The 16222-nt window shown below is 70.8% G+C and carries 15 protein-coding genes and 1 tRNA gene; 13 read left to right on the top strand and 3 right to left on the bottom strand.

Annotated elements, in window-relative coordinates:
• Positions 1-737 precede the first annotated feature (737 nt).
• The 4 genes from CNR27_RS02070 to crcB all read left to right on the top strand — a co-directional run bounded on the left by CNR27_RS02070 (position 738) and on the right by crcB (position 4835).
• Complete coding sequence (locus CNR27_RS02070; protein WP_096296712.1) at positions 738-1127, top strand: endonuclease domain-containing protein; 390 nt, start codon at positions 738-740, stop codon at positions 1125-1127.
• Between the two features lie 738 nt (positions 1128-1865).
• The gene (locus CNR27_RS02065) at positions 1866-3569 is read left to right on the top strand and encodes a S41 family peptidase (protein ID WP_096296711.1); all 1704 of its coding nucleotides are present in this window, start codon (positions 1866-1868) and stop codon (positions 3567-3569) included.
• Between the two features lie 673 nt (positions 3570-4242).
• Positions 4243-4319 (top strand) — tRNA-Arg (locus CNR27_RS02060).
• A 117-nt stretch (positions 4320-4436) separates the two neighbouring features.
• Entirely contained in the window at positions 4437-4835 is a 399-nt protein-coding gene (gene crcB, locus CNR27_RS02055; protein ID WP_096300177.1) for a fluoride efflux transporter CrcB, read from the top strand.
• A gap of 334 nt (positions 4836-5169) precedes the next feature.
• On the opposite strand, the gene galE is transcribed toward crcB, so the two are convergent.
• The gene (gene galE, locus CNR27_RS02050; protein ID WP_096296710.1) at positions 5170-6144 is read right to left on the bottom strand and encodes a UDP-glucose 4-epimerase GalE; all 975 of its coding nucleotides are present in this window, start codon (positions 6142-6144) and stop codon (positions 5170-5172) included.
• Between the two features lie 464 nt (positions 6145-6608).
• On the opposite strand from galE, the gene ubiA reads away from it, so the two are divergent.
• Positions 6609-7526: a 4-hydroxybenzoate octaprenyltransferase gene (gene ubiA / locus CNR27_RS02045; protein WP_096296709.1), complete on the top strand. Its 918-nt coding sequence runs from the start codon at positions 6609-6611 to the stop codon at positions 7524-7526.
• A gap of 71 nt (positions 7527-7597) precedes the next feature.
• On the opposite strand, the gene CNR27_RS02040 is transcribed toward ubiA, so the two are convergent.
• Entirely contained in the window at positions 7598-8326 is a 729-nt protein-coding gene (locus CNR27_RS02040; RefSeq protein WP_096296708.1) for a ComFC family protein, read from the bottom strand.
• A gap of 49 nt (positions 8327-8375) precedes the next feature.
• Here CNR27_RS02040 and bioB point away from each other — a divergent pair, with 49 nt between their 5' ends.
• The 6 genes from bioB to bioC are packed head-to-tail and all read left to right on the top strand — an operon-like array spanning position 8376 to position 13718.
• Positions 8376-9464: a biotin synthase BioB gene (gene bioB / locus CNR27_RS02035; protein WP_096296707.1), complete on the top strand. Its 1089-nt coding sequence runs from the start codon at positions 8376-8378 to the stop codon at positions 9462-9464.
• Positions 9461-9823: a hypothetical protein gene (locus CNR27_RS02030; RefSeq protein WP_096296706.1), complete on the top strand. Its 363-nt coding sequence runs from the start codon at positions 9461-9463 to the stop codon at positions 9821-9823. The genes bioB and CNR27_RS02030 overlap by 4 nt, the downstream gene beginning before the upstream one ends.
• Positions 9813-11036, top strand: a complete 1224-nt coding sequence (gene bioF / locus CNR27_RS02025) for an 8-amino-7-oxononanoate synthase (RefSeq protein ID WP_096296705.1) — start codon at positions 9813-9815, stop codon at positions 11034-11036. The genes CNR27_RS02030 and bioF overlap by 11 nt, the downstream gene beginning before the upstream one ends.
• Positions 11033-12037, top strand: coding sequence for a multidrug resistance efflux transporter family protein (locus tag CNR27_RS02020; protein ID WP_096296704.1), 1005 nt, complete (start codon positions 11033-11035; stop codon positions 12035-12037). Before bioF ends, CNR27_RS02020 begins: the two co-directional genes overlap by 4 nt.
• Positions 12038-12060: 23 nt before the next feature.
• Positions 12061-12822 (top strand): pimeloyl-ACP methyl ester esterase BioH, encoded by a 762-nt coding sequence (bioH, locus tag CNR27_RS02015; RefSeq protein WP_096300175.1) that lies wholly within the window; start codon positions 12061-12063, stop codon positions 12820-12822.
• A complete protein-coding gene (gene bioC / locus CNR27_RS02010) occupies positions 12819-13718 on the top strand; it encodes a malonyl-ACP O-methyltransferase BioC (protein WP_096296703.1) in 900 nt (299 codons plus the stop codon). The genes bioH and bioC overlap by 4 nt, the downstream gene beginning before the upstream one ends.
• Before the next feature lie 22 nt (positions 13719-13740).
• Here bioC and CNR27_RS02005 read toward each other — a convergent pair whose 3' ends face one another.
• On the bottom strand, positions 13741-13929 hold the full coding sequence (locus tag CNR27_RS02005) for a hypothetical protein (protein WP_096296702.1): 189 nt from the start codon (positions 13927-13929) through the stop codon (positions 13741-13743).
• Positions 13930-14165: 236 nt separating this feature from the next.
• On the opposite strand from CNR27_RS02005, the gene CNR27_RS02000 reads away from it, so the two are divergent.
• Both CNR27_RS02000 and CNR27_RS01995 read left to right on the top strand, forming a co-directional pair.
• Positions 14166-15347 carry a GAF domain-containing sensor histidine kinase gene (locus CNR27_RS02000; RefSeq protein WP_179948211.1) on the top strand — a complete coding sequence of 394 codons (1182 nt, stop codon included), beginning with the start codon at positions 14166-14168 and terminating at the stop codon, positions 15345-15347.
• 217 nt (positions 15348-15564) lie between these two features.
• Entirely contained in the window at positions 15565-16179 is a 615-nt protein-coding gene (locus CNR27_RS01995; protein ID WP_157745199.1) for a hypothetical protein, read from the top strand.
• Positions 16180-16222: the final 43 nt, after the last annotated feature.

Raw genomic sequence — 16222 nt, 5'->3', positions numbered from 1 at the left:
GGCATGCGCGCCGCTCGCGCGCTGGATCGGCGATTCGCTTGCGAGCCGGTCAGCCGCGGGCTGGATGACGGCGCGGCTCGCGGCTGCGGGCAGGCTTCCTGAAGTCCCAGCATCCTGACGCGGCCGCCAGAGCCGTGTCAGTAACGCGGTGGTGACAGCGGACGCCCTCACCCCAGCCCTCTCCCGGAGGGAGAGGGGCTCAAGCCTCCGGAAGGGGGCTCAAGCCTCCGGAGGGAGAGGGCTCAAGCCTCCGGAAGGGGGCTCAAGCCTCCGGAGGGAGAGGGGCTCAAGCCTCCCGGAGGGAGAGGGCTCAAGCCTCCCGGAGGGAGAGGGCTCAAGCCTCCCGGAGGGAGAGGGCTCAAGCCTCGCCGATCCCACCGGCCGTCTCCGCCGCGCAAGTCGCCGCGCCCGGCCCCGCGTCCGGCAGAGCAACTCCCCGCCCACGTACCCGTACGCCGTGAAAGCCCCTCTCCCTCCGGGAGAGGGGTTGGGGTGAGGGCAACCGCCCCCAGCGCGCCTGGCCCCCCGCGCGCCATCCAGTCGCTCTCCCCCCTGCGAGCGGGGGAGGGGCAGCTCACCGCAACGCTCGCCCGGTCGCGACCAAGTGCCAGCACGGGCGCCCAGCCGACTATTCCCATACAACACGCGCCACACCCCCACAGACGCATCCACCGCCTTCCGAGCGACACGCCCGCATCGCGCGCCCACGCTTCCATTCGGGTCACAGGGAACCGCCGATGCGCGCCACACCCGCGAAACTGCGCTTTGCCCGCAGCCTGCGTCGCGAATCCACCGACGCCGAGCGCCTGCTCTGGTTCCACCTGCGTGACCGGCGCCTGGGGGTGAAGTTCCGCCGCCAGCACCCGATCGGCCCCTATATCGTCGACTTCCTCAGCATCGAGGCCGCACTCGTCATCGAGCTCGATGGCTGCCAGCACCAGCCCCACCGCGACGCCGACCGCACCCGGTTCCTGGAGCGCCGCGGCCACCGCGTCCTGCGGTTCTGGAACCACGATCTGCTGGTGCGCACGGAGACCGTGCTCGAACAGATCCTGGCCACGATCGCCCTCACCCCAACCCCTCTCCCGGAGGGAGAGGGGCTCAAGCCCTACCCCAAGCTGCGCTGACAGCCCGCGTTCCAGCCCCGCTATGCGCCTCGCGTGACAGCCGCCTTCGGAGAAGGGGCTGGAGCGAGCGCACGACCGCTGTCCTTCCAGCCCGCGCGTATGTAAGCCCCTCTCCCTCCGGGAGAGGGGTTGGCCGACTGTTGTCCACCCGACCCACGCGCCATCCAAGCCCCTCTCCCCCCGGAAGAGTTGGGGTGCGGGCAGCCGACCGCAGCCCCCTCACCGCGCGCCATCCAAGCCCCTCTCCCTCCGGGAGAGGGGCGGGGTGAGGGCAGCCGACCGCAGCCCCCTCACCGCGCGCCATGCAAGCCCCTCTCCCCCCGGGAGAGGGGTTGGGGTGAGGGCAGCCGTTTGCAGCCCGCCCCGCCCACGCGCCATCCAGACCCCTCTCCCCCGGAAGAGTTGGGGTGAGGGCCGCCGACCGCAGCCCCCTCACCGCGCGCCATGCACGCCCCTCTCCCTCCGGGAGAGGGGTTGGGGTGAGGGCAGCCGACCGCAGCTCCCCACCACGCGCCTTCGATCGCGCGGCACAGCGGTGTCAGCGCGAAGACGATCCACACGTGCCAACCCGGCATCACCCCTTCGCAACCACCGACCCGAATCCGCAGCGCCCGCGGCGCGCGCCACTTACCGCAGAACTGAACATCCCGAGCACCGTTCAACCCATTCACACAGGCTGCCCGCATAATCGATTGGCACGCATCCACGCGTGTTTCCCGCCTTTCCCGGAGTCCATGCATGCGCGCGAATTCATTGGCGCTGGCCCTGTTTGCACTGCTGGCGCCGGCCGCGTTCGCGCAGACCGCGCAGGACCAGACGCAGCCGGCGCCGTCCCCGCAGGCCGACGGACCACCACAGGTCCAGAGCCCGGGCGATGCCCCGATGGCGGGTTCCGATGAAGAGGCCGACGTCGCCGCGAGCGATGATCCCGCCGCCATCGACCACGCCTCCAGCCGCGTGCCGCTGCAGGAGATCCGCCGCTACGTCGGCGTGTTCAACGCCGTGCGCGAGGCCTATGTCGAGCCGGTCGAAGACCGCAAGCTGATGACGTCGGCGATCCGCGGCCTGCTGCTCGATCTCGATCCGCACAGCGTCTACATGGAGAAGGACACCGCGACGGCCTTCGACGAAGGCACCGAGGGCGCCTACGACGGCATCGGCGTCGAGGTGATGTATCTGGGCGACGGCAGCATGCGCGTCATCGCGCCGATCGACGGCACGCCGGCGGCCAAGGCCGGCATCCGCGCGGGCGACGTGATCATCAGTGTCGACGGTCGTACGCTCACCCCGTCCGACAGAGAAGGCCCCGGCCCACTGCGCGGCGCGCCGGGCACCTCGGTAATGATCGGCGTGCTCCGCGATGGCGAAACCGCGCCGCTGGAGATCCGCGTCGACCGCGAGACCATCCGGGTGGTCAGCGTGCGCGGCCGCATGCTCGAGCCCGGGTATGCCTACGTCCGGCTCAGCCAGTTCCAGGTGGATACCGCCGCGGACTTCAGCCGCATCGTCAGCGAACTCAAGCAGCAGGCCGGCGGCAAACTGCGCGGCCTGGTCATCGACCTGCGCAGCAATCCGGGCGGCCTGCTGACCTCCGCGGTGCAGATCGCCGACGACCTCCTCGACGAGGGCAAGATCGTCAGCACCCGCGGCCGCATCCCGATCAGCGATGCCGAGTTCAGCGCATCCCCCGGCGACCTGCTCGACGGCGCACCGGTGGTCGTCCTCGTCGACGTCGGCTCGGCCAGTGCCTCCGAAGTGCTCGCCGGCGCCCTGCGCGACAACAACCGTGCCCGCGTCATCGGCAGCCGCACCTTCGGCAAGGGCTCGGTGCAGACCGTGCTGCCGCTCGACAACGGCGATTCGGTCAAGCTCACCACCGCGCGCTACTACACGCCGAGCGGCCGCTCGATCCAGGCCCGCGGCATCGATCCCGATGTCACCCTGCGTCCGGATGGCGCGGCCAGCGCCGACCCCGATGCACCGCGCGCCGCCACCATGTACACCGAAGCCAACCTGCCGGGCCATCTGCAGGGCGACGAGGAAGACGGCTCCACCGGCGGCGAGGCCCTGCCCGGCGAGGGCCCGATCAGCGCCGCGCTGGCAGAGTTGAAGAAGCCCTGGGTGCCGGCCGCGCAGGGACGCGTGCAGGACGCGCCGCCTGCAACCACGCCGACCCCTCGGGCCACTGCCCGGCCCGGGGCTTCGCCGGTCCAATCGAACGGCACGCCGCCTGCGTCCGCGCCCACCGGGCCCGAAGACGCGTCTTCCGGAGCGACGCCTGGCGAATCCGGCGCCACCGCGCCTGCGAGCAGTCCGGACGAGCGGGGGCAGGCCTCGCCTCCCTCCATACCGGCCGATGATCCCCAGGCCCCGGCGGCACCCGCGCCGGTAGCCCCTGCGCCCGAGGCGGCGCCCACGCCATCGGCCACGCCCTCGCGCTAACGCGCCGCCGCATCGGGCTGCAGCCAGGGACATACGGGCGCCCGACGCCAAGCCTGTATCGCGCCTCGCATCCCCGGCGGCGAGCTGGGGTCAGCCAGTAACAAACAGGTCGGAGACAAGGCGGCGACAAGACACGCCGCGCCCCGCCTGCTGCGCCGCTTCAAGCCCCTCTCCCACCGGGAGAGGGGTTGGGGTGAGGGCACGTTCCGCGCGCCAGACCCACCAGCCGATCCGGCAAACGCCACCTCACCGAAGGGCTCCGCACTCCGCTCAACCAGCCGGTGCCCCCTCACGGACATGAGCCGCGCCGAGTAGGGAACGAGTTGTCGCCGAGGCACGAGCAAGAAAGCGAGCTGTGGCCAGGCAGGCGACAAGACACGCCGCGCGGGCCCGAAGCGCCGCTTCAAGCCCCTCTCCCCCGGGAGAGGGGTTGGGGTGAGGGCGCGTTCCAAGCGGGCCAGCCGAAGCCCACGACGCACTGCGCGTCGCTGGGCTCAAGGCGTGACCGCGACCTGCCACCGCCTTCACCGTCGTCCCGGTAACGCCGGGGGCCGCGATTTGCCGCCTTCGTCTCTCCACCGCCATCGCGCCCATCACGCATCTCTCCCCGCCGGCCGTTTCCGCTACAATCTGCGGCCGCCCCGCCACGATCGTGGTGCGGCGCTTGCACCGTGCGCCTGTAGCTCAGCCGGATAGAGTAGTGGCTTCCGAAGCCATTGGTCGGGGGTTCGAATCCCTCCAGGCGCGCCATCTTCTGCGATGTTCCGTGCGGCCGCTGCGCTTCGCATTCGAGGACACCATGCCGCAGACCAGCTGCTGTTCCGCCACTCCGCAGTCCCGCGCTCCTATGCATTCGCGCACGTGTGCATGCAACGCCTGATGCTCGTCGCGCTCGGCGGCGCGTTCGGTTCGGTCTGCCGTTATGGCCTTTCGCTCTGGACACTGCAGCTGGCTGGCGCCAATGCGTCCACGCCCTTGCGCTTCCCGCTCGGCACGCTGGCGGTGAACCTGTTGGGCTGCTTCGTCGCGGGCCTGCTGGCCGGCGGCATCGTCCGCCACGAGTGGTTCACCCCCGACGTGCGCGTGATGCTCCTCGTCGGCGTCATGGGCGGCTTCACCACGTTCTCCGCGTTCGGGCTGGACACCCTGGCGCTGCTGCGACGGGGCGACATCGCAATGGCCGGCCTCTACATCGCCGCCAGCGTGCTGTGCGGGCTGGCTCTGGTCGCACTCGGCTGGTGGATCACGAGCCGCGGCGCCGCGTAGCCCGACGTCCGGACGCTACACCCCAAAACTTGCGCCACGCCCAGGCTTTTCTCCCCGGAAGCGAGTCGGGAGAGGTAGCTCTTACGCACTCCATCGCGGGCGATGTCCAAGGCCTCGCTTGGGCCGGCTTCGGAGGAGCGGAGCATTGTTTGCTGCATCCCATGCACCTCCGGGCCCGAGCCGAGCCGGTCACATTCGCGCGGCAGCGCATGCGACCACATCGAGGTCGCACGCGGCGGCCGCACATGGACACGCGATGCGGCGCATCGGGGGCGGATGCATGGTCGAGGTCGCGGGGCAATCCGACCAGCCGGCATGCTCCAGCAGTCAGGACTCAGAACGTCGGCGCGCAATGCCAGCGCCACGCCGTCTCGATAATCTCGGGCAGCGAGGTATAGCGCGGGGTCCAGCCCAACTCGCGGCGAGCGAGGTCGTTCGAGGCCACCAGCACAGCGGGATCGCCCGCGCGTCGCGGCGCGATATCCCAGGGGATTTCGTGGCCACTCACCGCCTCCGCCGCAGTGATCACCTCGCGCACCGAGAATCCCTGGCCGTTGCCGAGGTTGAATGCGTGCGCGCCTGCATGTGTCTCCATGTAGGCCAGCGCCTGCCAATGGGCCTGGGCCAGATCGTCGACGTGGATGTAATCGCGCACGCAGGTACCATCGGGCGTGGGCCAGTCATCGCCGAATACCTTCAGCCGCTCGCCATTGCCCAGGGCTGCACGCAACACGTTCGGAATCAGATGCGTCTCGGGCGTATGCGCCTCGCCAATGTCGCCATCCGGGCTGGCACCCGCCGCGTTGAAGTAGCGCAGGCACACCGAACGCAGACCGTAGGCCGCGCCCGCGTCGGCCAGCACCCGTTCCACCATCAGCTTGCTGGCGCCGTAGGGATTGATCGGCGTCTTGGGATGCGTCTCGTTGATGCGTGCAGACACCGGCTCACCGAATATCGCAGCGGTCGAGGAGAACACGATCTTCCCCACGCCATGCCGCTGCATGGCCCGCAGCAGGTTGAGCGTGCCGACGACGTTGTTGTCGTAATAGTCGTAGGGCTTCTGCACCGACTCGCCCACCAGCGAACGTGCGCAGAAATGCATCACCGCATCGAACGGGCCCAGCGCGAACGCCGTGTCCAGCGATGCGGGATCGAGCAGATCCGCCTCGATCAACCTGCCAAATCGCACTGCCTCGCGATGGCCGGTGGACAGGTTGTCCAGCACCACGGCCTCGGCGCCATGTGCGCCGAGCCACTTCGCCATATGGCTGCCGATGTAGCCGGCGCCGCCGCAAACCAGAATGCGCATCGTGAGTCCCCGAAAAAAGTTGTCCCGGCAGGCGCGCCGATGCGCCACGTTCGCCACGATGTACCGCAAGGCGGGCGGACGGGCGAACAGCCATAGTGTGTCGCCCGCGGTGAAGCCGTGAAACCCGCAGTGAACCCAGGGCTCAGGAGATCGGAGTGTGTCCTGCCCGACAGCGCCATCCGGTCGCCACCAGCAGATCATGACGTACCGACTGGTGTCGCGGGTCTCCGGGGCATGCGCTCGGTAGCCATGAGGTCGGGTCCTGAGTGCACGGGGCTTGCCCGGGCGGGGGCGGTCGAACTATGCGGAGTACGGCTACTGGGCGACCACTTCGAGACCCTCGATCCGGTGCGGTTTGATCGCGCCTGGAGTGAGGAAGAGAGTAGACCGAGCGGGGCGCGGGCCGTTCCCGGAGTTGCTGACCACCGCGCCGCCCCAGCCCCGCTGATATCCTCCCCGCAGCCATGCACGACTACGAACGTTTCACTCAGCCCGCCATGCCGCCCCGGCGTGAGCGCCTGCGGCAGTACTGGAAGCTGATGCGCGGGGATCGGCCGATCGGCTGGCTGCTGTTGCTGTGGCCGACCTGGTGGGCGCTGTGGATCGCCGCCGAGGGCGTGCCGCCGCTGTGGACCTTGGCGGTGTTCAGCGCCGGCGTCTGGCTGACACGCTCGGCCGGCTGCGTGATCAACGACTACGCCGACCGTTGGCTCGACCCGCACGTCGAACGGACCAAGGACCGCCCCCTGGCCAGCGGCGCGGTCCGCGGGCGCGAGGCGCTGCTGCTGTTCGCGGCGCTGATGCTGGTGGCCTTCGCACTGGTGCTGACGATGAACCCGCTGACGATCGCCATGAGCGTCGTCGGTGTCTTCCTCGCGGCAAGCTATCCCTATCTCAAGCGCCACACCTATCTGCCGCAGGTGTATCTGGGCATCTCGTTCGGCTGGGCAATACCGATGGCGTTCGCGGCGGTGCAGGGCACGGTGCCGCCGATCGGCTGGGTACTGTTCGTCGCCAATATCTTCTGGACCACCGCCTACGACACCTGGTACGCGATGGTCGACCGCGAGGACGACATCCGCGCGGGGTCGAAGTCGACTGCGATCCTCTTCGGCGATCTCGATCTCGTCGCCCAGGGTGTGCTGTATGCACTCGCGTTCGTCGCGCTGGCGCTGGTTGGCCGCGAGGCCGGGCTGGGCGCCTACTACTGGCTGGGTCTGGGCCTGGCGTTGGCGCTCGTGGTCTGGGAGTTCGTCATCGCGCGTCACCGCGAGCGGGAGGCCTGCTTCCGCGCCTTCCTGCACAACCACTGGGTCGGCATGGCGATCTTCGCCGGCATCGCCGCGGATTACGCGTTGCCGACAGGTTTCGCACCGGGCTGATCAGCCTCGGCGGCCGGGGCCGTGGGCATCGTGGCGAAGCCCGGACCCGCTTGCCGACCCGCATCCACGCCTCAGCGCACCCGCGCGCATACCCAGGCATCGACACGCGCGACGCCCGCGCGGCGCAGGGCATGCGCGGCGGCATGCAGGGTGGCGCCGGTGGTCATGACGTCGTCGATGAGGGCGACGTGGGCCGGTGCGCCGCCCGATGCGGCGGCAGCGAACGCATGGCGCAGATTGCGTCGCCGCGCCTTTGCGGCCAGCCGTGACTGCGGCGCGGTCGCCCGCACCCGGCGCAGCAGGTCGGCGCGCAAGGGCAGGCCGTGACCGCGCGCCAGCACGCGCGCAAGTTCGAGTGCCTGGTCGTAGCCGCGCTCGCGCAGGCGGGCGACGTGCAACGGGACCGGCACGAGGACATCCGGGCGTTCGGCGTGCTGCGTCGCGTGGCTCAGGCAATCGCCGAGCAGCGCCCCGGCGGCGAGATCGCGATGGAACTTGAAGCGCGGCAACAGGCGGTCGACCGGAAAGCGGTAATCGAACGCGGCGACCACGGCGCCCAGCGGGGGCGGCCGGCGCAGGCAGCGTCCGCACAACGGATCGCCGGACGGCACCGGCTGCGCGCACCGGCTGCAGGCGTGCGGCATCCACGGCAACGCGGCAGTGCAAGGGGCGCAGAGGTCGCGACCGTCGATGCCCGCCTCTCGGCACACCAGGCATCGCGTGGCCAGCAGGCTGCGCAGCAGGCGTCGCCAGCGGCCGTCAACCTGCGTCGGGGGCTCCAGGTTGACAGCATCGGGCATGCTTTCCAGACTGCCGGGCCAGTCACGCCTTCACCGTCGGTAGATCGCCATGTCCGTTGTCAGTCACGCCCGCGAAGCCGCCGGCCAGTCCGCGCCCGTCCGTCACGACTGGGCGCGCGCCGAGATCGAGGCGCTGTTTGCGCTGCCACTCAACGAGCTGCTGTTCCGCGCCGCGAGCGTGCATCGCCAGCATTTCGATCCGGCCGAAGTGCAGGTCAGCACGCTCCTGTCGGTCAAGACCGGCGGCTGCCCCGAGGACTGCAGCTACTGCCCGCAGGCGCAGCGCTACCAGACCGGGGTGCAGGCGACCAAGCTGATGGAGACCGACGCGGTGCTGGAGAAGGCCCGCCAGGCCAAGGCCGCCGGCGCCACGCGCTTCTGCATGGGCGCGGCCTGGCGTTCGCCCAAGGACCGCGACGTGCCGAAGGTGGCGGCGATGATCCGCGAGGTCAAAGCGCTCGGTCTGGAGACCTGCGCCACGCTGGGCATGCTGACCGGCGAGCAGGCGCACGCGCTCAAGGAAGCCGGCCTCGACTACTACAACCACAACCTCGACACCGATCCCGAGTTCTACGATTCGATCATCCACACCCGCGAGATCCAGGACCGCCTGACCACGCTCGAACACGTGCGCGACGCCGGGCTCAAGACCTGTTGCGGCGGCATCGTCGGCATGGGCGAGACCGGCCGCCAGCGCGCCGGCCTGCTGCGCACGCTGGCGAACCTGCCGGTGCATCCGGATTCGGTGCCGATCAATCGTCTGGTGCAGGTCGAAGGCACGCCGCTGCACGGCACGCAGGAGATCGATCCGTTCGACTTCGTCCGCACGATCGCGGTGGCCCGCATCCTGATGCCGCGATCGATGGTGCGGCTGTCGGCCGGCCGACAGGACATGAGCGACGAGCTGCAGGCGATGTGTTTCCTGGCCGGCGCCAACTCGATCTTCTACGGCGAACAGCTGCTGACCACCGGCAATCCGGACACCGAACGTGACATGGCCCTTTTCGCGCGCCTGGGCCTGCGCCCGATGCAGGTGCGGGTGGATGCCGCACACGGGCACGGCGCGGCCCATGCGGGCGGCGGCTCCGGCCACGACATCATCGAGCTGCCGCAGCATCCCCGGAGCTGCGTCGCGTGATTCCGACGCTGGGCTGGGCCTATCTCCTGCTGCTGGCACTGGTGGGCCTGAGTGGATTCGTGCTCGCCCTGCGGCATCGGCAATCGCTGCCCTGGGCGATCGCCAGGCTCGCCGCTGTCGGCGTGCACGTCTGGGCGGTAGTGCTGTTCTGCCGCGACTCCGGCGCGGGGTTGGGCTTTGCGGCGGCGCTGCTCGCCGCGGCCGCGCTGCTCGCGCACAAGAGCGCAGTCGATGCGCGCGATGCTGCGCAGATGGCGTTGCCCCGCCCGGCGCGCGTCGGCGTGGCGATCAATGGCCTGCTGATGTTGCCGGCCATCGCGATGGGCGCGCTCGTGATCGGGACCGGCCGTGGCGCTTGACCGGCCCGACCTGCGCGCACGCGCACGCGCTGAACGCGAGGCGCGCACGCAGCTGCAGGCACGCCGCGTGCGGCGCACGGTGTTGCGCCGCGACGGCATGCGCAGCGAAGTCGCCGGCAGTGACGGCAGCACGCGCTGGCTGCTGAACTTCTGCGGCAACGACTACCTCGGCCTCGCGTCGCATTTCCAGGTCTCCGGGGCCCTGCAGGACGCTGCGGCGCTGCACGGGGTCGGCAGCGGCGGCTCGCATCTGGTCAGCGGCCACCACGCATTGCACGACGCGCTCGAGCGCGAGATCGCCGACTGGCTGCAGCTGCCCGCGGCCCTGTTGTTCGGCAGTGGGTTCGCGGCCAACCTCGCCGTGGTGCAGGGCCTGCTCGGCGAAGGCGATGCCTGCGTGCAGGACCGCCTCAACCACGCCAGCCTGATCGATGCCGCGCGGCTCGCCGGCTGCCGGCTGCGCCGCTATCCACACGCCGATGCGCAGGGCGCGCTGCGCCAGTTGCGCACGCTGCCCGAAGGCGCGGCCATGCTCGCCACCGACGGCGTCTTCAGCATGGACGGCGACATCGCTCCGTTGCGCGAGCTGGCCATCGTCGCGCGCGTGCAGCAGGCGTTGCTGTACGTCGACGATGCGCACGGCATCGGCGTCGTCGGCCCCGATGGCCGCGGCAGCGTCGTCGAGGCTCGACTCGACGTGGAGGCGGTGCCCTTGCAGCTGGTCACCCTGGGCAAGGCGCTGGGCGGCTGCGGCGCGGTGCTCGCCGGCGATGCGGACCTGATCGGCCACTTGGCCGAAACCGCGCGGCCCTACGTCTACACCACCGCGTTGCCGCCGGCGGTGGCAGGCGCGGCGCTGACCGCGGTGCGCATCGCGCGCCACGAGCACTGGCGGCGCGAGCGCCTGACGGCGCTGGTGCAGCGGTTCCGTGCACGGGCGCTGCGACTTGGGCTGGACCTGATGCCGTCGCAGACGCCGATCCAGCCGCTCCGCTGCGGCGACAACGCCACCGCGCTGGCGATGTCGGCAGCGCTCGATGCCGCCGGGTTCTGGGTGGCGGCGATCCGCCCGCCGACGGTGCCCGATGGCCAGGCGCGCCTGCGCGTGACCCTCAGCGCCGCGCATGGCGATGCAGACGTCGACGCGCTGGTCGATGCGCTCGCCACTGCGCGGGATGCATGCGCCGATGCGGCCCGCCGCACACGGCCATGACCGTCGCACAACCCGAGGCGCGTCGCGCGCTGCTCGCGGTCGGCCTCGCGCTCGCTTCGGCGTTGTTCTTCAGCCTGACCTACGTGCTCAACCGCGCCAGCGCGAGCGGTGGCGGGCACTGGGCGTGGATCGCGTCCCTGCGCTACTTCATCACCCTGCCGCTCCTGCTGCCGCTGATGCCGATGCAGGGCGGGACCGCTCCGGTGCTGCGCGCGATCGCCGCGCATCCCTGGGCATGGCTGCGCTGCAGCGCGATCGGCTTCGTGCTGTTCTGCTGCATGCTTACGTTCGCCGCGTCCAGCGGCCCGGCGTGGCTGGTGGCCGGCAGTTTCCAGTTCACCGTGATCGCCGGGATGCTGTGCGCGCCATTGCTCTACCGTGATGCGCGCCGGCGCATACCGCGCGCGGCGCTCGGCATCGCGGCGATGATCCTGGCAGGCGTGCTGCTGATGCAGCTGGGCTACGGCGGCAGCGGTCTCGATCGGGCCGGGTGGATCGCGCTGGCCTGCGTGCTGACCGCTGCAGTTGCATATCCGCTCGGCAACCGTCTGCTGCTGCTGCATCTCGAGCGCACCGGCGAAGACCTCAATGCCACGCAGCGCGTGTTCGGCATGACGCTGGCCAGCCAGCCGCTGTGGATACCCGTCGCGGCCTTCGCCTGGTACGAGGCCGGCCTGCCGTCGATGTCGCAGCTGGGTCTGGCGGCCGGGGTGGCGCTGGGCGCGGGCGTGATCGCGACGATCCTGTTCTTCCAGGCGACCGGCATGGTCCGCAACAATCCGCTCGCGCTGGGCGCGGTCGAAGGGATGCAGGCTGCCGAGCTGCTGTTCGCGGCGGGACTCGGCGCGCTGTTCCTGCAGGAAGCCTGGCCGCGCGGGCAGGCCTTGCTCGGCGCGGTCGTGGTGGCGCTTGGAATCGTCGCGTTCGCGATCGTCGTCGCCCGTCCCGCGGCTGGCAGCGCGCGGCGCACCCGGGCGCTGCGGGGAGACAGGGGCGCATGAGCACATTGGACATGCCGCACGGAGTGCACATCGAAGTGGCAGGCCGGGGCGCGCCGCTGGTACTGCTGCATGGCTGGGCGATGCACGGCGGCGTGTTCGCGCCGTTGCGCCAACGCCTGCAGGCGCAGCGCACGCTGTATCTGGTCGACCTGCCGGGCCACGGCCTGAGCCGCGACGCCGCCTTGCCGCTCGCGCTGGGCCCCGTCGTCGACGCGTTGGCCGATGCGCTGCCGGCAGCGCCCTGGGTCGGCTGGTCGCTCGGCGGTCTGTTCGCCCTGCAGGCGGCGGCGCGGCATCCGCACCGGGTCCCCGCGCTCGGCATGCTGTGCGCGGTGCCGCGCTTCGTGCGCGGCGAGGACTGGCCGCACGGCATGTCGGCGGAGATCTTCCGCGACTTCGCCCAGGGCTTGCGCAGCGACTACCGCGCCACGCTCGATCGCTTTCTTGCGCTGGAGGCGTTCGGCTCCGATGATGCCCGCGGTGAACTGCGCGCCTTGCGCGCCGAGGTCTTCGCACGCGGTGAACCGGCCGCGCATGTCCTCGCCGATGGCCTGGGCCTGCTCGAGCGCAGCGATCTGCGCGCGCTGCTGCCGTCGCTGACCGTGCCGAGCCTGTGGTTGTCTGGCCGACGCGACCGCCTCGTCGATCCGCGGGCGATGCGGGCCGCCGCAGCCCTGGCACCGGGTGCGCTCGCCGAGACCATCGAACACGCCGGCCACGCCCCGTTCCTCACCCACGCCGACGCGGTTGCCGCGCGGCTGCTCCAGTTCACGGCAGACCGATGATGTCCGTTTTCGATTCCAGGCAGGTGCGCCGTGCGTTCTCGCGCGCCTCGGCCAGTTACACCGCCGCCGCCGCGCTGCAGCGCGGCGTCGAGGCCCAGCTGCTCGAATCGCTTGAATACCTCGACGACCGCGTGCCGGCGGTCGTGCTCGACGTCGGCAGCGGCCCGGCGCATGCAGCGCTGGCGATGCACCAGCGCTGGCCGAAATCGCGCGTGATCGCGATGGACCTCTCGCTGTCGATGCTGCAGCAGGCGCCCGTGAGGACGGGCTGGCGTGACCGGCTGGGCCTGCACAGACCCGTCGATCGCGTGTGCGCGGATCTGCGCGCCCTGCCGGTGGCCGACAACAGCGTCGACGTGCTGTTCTCCAATCTGTGCCTGCAATGGGTCGAGGACCTGCCCGCGGCATTCGCCGGCTTCCGCCGGGTGCTCAAGCCCGACGGCCTGCTGCTGGTGTCGACCTTCGGCCCGCAGACGCTGATCGAACTGCGCGAGTCGTTCGGCGTCGCCGACGCCGAGCCGCACGTCAGCCCGTTCGCGTCGATCGCCGAGTTCGGCGACGCGCTGATGCGCGCGGGCTTCCGCAATCCGGTGCTCGACCGCGACGTGGCCGTGCACTGGCATCCGGACATGCAATCGCTGATGCGCGAGCAGCGTGCGACCGGCGCGACCAATGCGCTTGCCAGCCGTCGTCGCGCGCTGACCGGGCGTGCGCGCTTCGCGGCCGCAGCCGCGCATTACGAGCAGTTCCGCACCGAGGCAGGCCTGCCGGCAAGCTGGGAGTGGATCACCGCGATGGCATGGTCGCCGGCCCATGGCGCGCCGATCCGCGAGGCCGACGGCGAGCTGGCACGGTTCCCTGCCAGTGCGATTCCGGTACGGCGTCGCGACGGCTGAGCCGGCGACGCCGCAGCCTGCGTCAGCCCTTGCCCGGGCGCGGCCCCTGGCGGGAGGGGCTGCCGTCGGCGTCGTGGCCGCCGTCGCCGTCTTGCCCGCCGAGCGGCTCGCTGCCCTGACCCGGATTGCGGCGGCCTTCGCTGTGGTCGGATTCACCTTGCGCGGTCTGATCCGCGAACGCGCCTTCGTTGCCGGTCTTGTTGGTGTGCATGTCATGCCTCGCGTGTGGGGCGTCCGCGCAGTGCGGCCGCGCTGTGCGAGCATGGCGCGCGCCGTGTCGATGCCGTGCAGGCACCCTGCCGGTTCTGCACGCCACGCAGCTTCGTCGCGGTACCGTCGATGCGCGCCGATGATCGCGGCCGCCGCGACGACCGCTGTCTTGGCCCCCGGCCAACGGATGGCCGACAATGGCCATGGCCCGCTTCCGGGGCGCGGCGGGAGACAAGGATGGACGGCTCCGATCACCCCGATGTCGCGGCCATCAGCCGGATCGCGTTCGTCCCCAAGCTGCTGGAAGTGGTCACCCGGCTCACCGGCCTGCGGTTCGCGGCAGTGGCGCGGGTGACGGATACGCAATGGATCACCTGCGCGGTGCGCGACGGGATCGAGTTCGGACTGGTGCCCGGCAGCGAGCTGCCGCTCGAGACGACGATCTGCAACGAGATCCGCGACCACCGGCGCCCGGTCGTGTTCGAACACGCCAGTGCGCATCCCGTCTACGCGAACCATCACACGCCGCTGCGTTACGGACTGGAGAGCTACATCTCGGTGCCGCTCTACGCCGTCAATGGCGAGTTCTTCGGCACCCTGTGTGCGATCGATCCGGAGCCGTCCAGTGTCGAGGCCCGCGGCATGGTCGACATGCTCGAGCTGTTCGCGCAGCTGATCGGCTCGGAACTCGAATCGGTGGACCGGTTGCGGCTCAGCCAGTCGGCGCTGCGCAGCGCCCTCGACGTGGCGGGCGCGCGCGAACAGTTCATCGGCGAGGTCAGCGACGGGCTGCGCGACCCGCTGCAGGCCGTGGTCATGGACGCGCACGCGTTGCGCACTTCGCGTGGCCTCGGCGAGGAGGCGAAGGCGCTCGCGCGCTCCATCGAACACAGCGCGTGGCGCATGGCGGACGTGATCGAGGAGTTGGCCAGTTTCAACCACGACCAGATCAGCGCGGACGCCGAGCTGACCGCCGTCGGGGCGGCGGCACTGACATCGGAGCTCACGCGCATGCTGAACCGGCTGGCCGCGCAGCATCCGGGACGTCCGATCGCAACCCAGTGCCGCATCGACGGCACGGTCGACTGTGCGCCCGGACCGCTTGCCCAGCTGCTCGCCAACCTCGTGGTCAATGTGCTGCGCCACAGCGACGCGGAAAGTACGGTCAGCGTCGACATCGGAACCGCCGGCGACCGCCTGCGGATGGATGTGCGCGCGACGGGACTGTCGCTGCCCGTCCACGTGCTCGATTCGGTCAGCGGTTCACTGGTCCGACCTGCAGGCGTCGGGCGGCAGGACGCCTGGAACTTCTTCACTGCCGGGGAAATCGCCCGTGCGCACGGCGGCCAGCTGACCGCCGAGCTCGACAGCCCCGGCGGCCGCCTGTCCTTCACCATGCCGGTGCGGCAGCGGGCCTGACCTGAAGGCCGGTCTGCGCGTCGGCGATGCGCGCAGAAGCGGTGGACCGCGCACTGTGACCCCGCGCCCTCCAGACCGGGCGATACACCGCAGCCCACCTGCCGACCATGCGCATGCGCGTGTTGGCGAGGTGCACGACCGCAGGCGGCGCGCCGGCAGAGTTCAGCCGCGCACACCTAGACTCGCGCTCACCGTGCCGGTCAGGAGTGCCCCAGCGATGCGCCGATATCTCGCCCTTTCCCTGTGCTGCGCCGCCCTCGTCGCACCCGGCATGGCCAGCGCGCAGCAGCAGTACGAGATCGACCTGTCACGGCTCGATCCCGCGGCGGTGCTCGCGACCGGCAGTGACGTGCTGCGACGCGCGTCGGCGCCCTCGATCGATGCCCTGTTCCAGGCTGTGCTGCAGTCTTCCCGGCAACCGGCCGAGGCGACCGCCCTGTGCGCCCTGTTCGAACCGGACGCGCGCCGCGATCTTGCCGCCTTCCAGCGCACCGTCGACACGCTTGGACCGGCCAGCCGCGAACGCTTCGCCAACGCCTTCACCGATGTCGCGCTGAGTGGCCTGCAGGGACAGCCGCAGGCATTCGATCCCGCTGCCGCCCAGCAGGTCCTGCGCGCGGCCGCAGTGACGGCCACCCTGCTCCACGACGGCTTCATGATCGGGATGACCGCGACCGGCACCGATCCCGATAGCCGGCAGGCGCGGTGCCGGTCGTTCCGGCACATGGTCGATGTGCTCAAGGACCAACCGCAGCCGCAGCGGGTGATGGCGACGCGTTGGCTGCTCAGCGAAGGTCTGACCCTGGTCGCCGACGGTCAGGCCGCGCGCTGAAAGGGCGCATCGCTTGGCGCATCGGGCAGGGCCATCGCCGCCG

Origin of the sequence: Luteimonas chenhongjianii, from assembly GCF_002327105.1 — a bacterium.
GTDB classification, from domain to species: domain Bacteria; phylum Pseudomonadota; class Gammaproteobacteria; order Xanthomonadales; family Xanthomonadaceae; genus Luteimonas; species Luteimonas chenhongjianii.
This window is presented reverse-complemented; position numbering and strand designations above follow the sequence as displayed.

Coding starts and splice junctions, on each gene's coding strand:
- crcB (WP_096300177.1), top strand. CDS start 4,437: ATGCAACGCCTGATGCTCGTCGCGCTCGGCGGCGCGTTCGGTTCGGTC.
- bioC (WP_096296703.1), top strand. CDS start 12,819: ATGATGTCCGTTTTCGATTCCAGGCAGGTGCGCCGTGCGTTCTCGCGC.
- CNR27_RS02070 (WP_096296712.1), top strand. CDS start 738: ATGCGCGCCACACCCGCGAAACTGCGCTTTGCCCGCAGCCTGCGTCGC.
- galE (WP_096296710.1), bottom strand. CDS start 6,144: ATGCGCATTCTGGTTTGCGGCGGCGCCGGCTACATCGGCAGCCATATG.
- CNR27_RS02040 (WP_096296708.1), bottom strand. CDS start 8,326: ATGCCCGATGCTGTCAACCTGGAGCCCCCGACGCAGGTTGACGGCCGC.
- bioB (WP_096296707.1), top strand. CDS start 8,376: ATGTCCGTTGTCAGTCACGCCCGCGAAGCCGCCGGCCAGTCCGCGCCC.
- CNR27_RS02005 (WP_096296702.1), bottom strand. CDS start 13,929: ATGCACACCAACAAGACCGGCAACGAAGGCGCGTTCGCGGATCAGACC.
- CNR27_RS02000 (WP_179948211.1), top strand. CDS start 14,166: ATGGACGGCTCCGATCACCCCGATGTCGCGGCCATCAGCCGGATCGCG.
- CNR27_RS02020 (WP_096296704.1), top strand. CDS start 11,033: ATGACCGTCGCACAACCCGAGGCGCGTCGCGCGCTGCTCGCGGTCGGC.
- CNR27_RS02065 (WP_096296711.1), top strand. CDS start 1,866: ATGCGCGCGAATTCATTGGCGCTGGCCCTGTTTGCACTGCTGGCGCCG.
- CNR27_RS01995 (WP_157745199.1), top strand. CDS start 15,565: ATGCGCCGATATCTCGCCCTTTCCCTGTGCTGCGCCGCCCTCGTCGCA.
- ubiA (WP_096296709.1), top strand. CDS start 6,609: ATGCACGACTACGAACGTTTCACTCAGCCCGCCATGCCGCCCCGGCGT.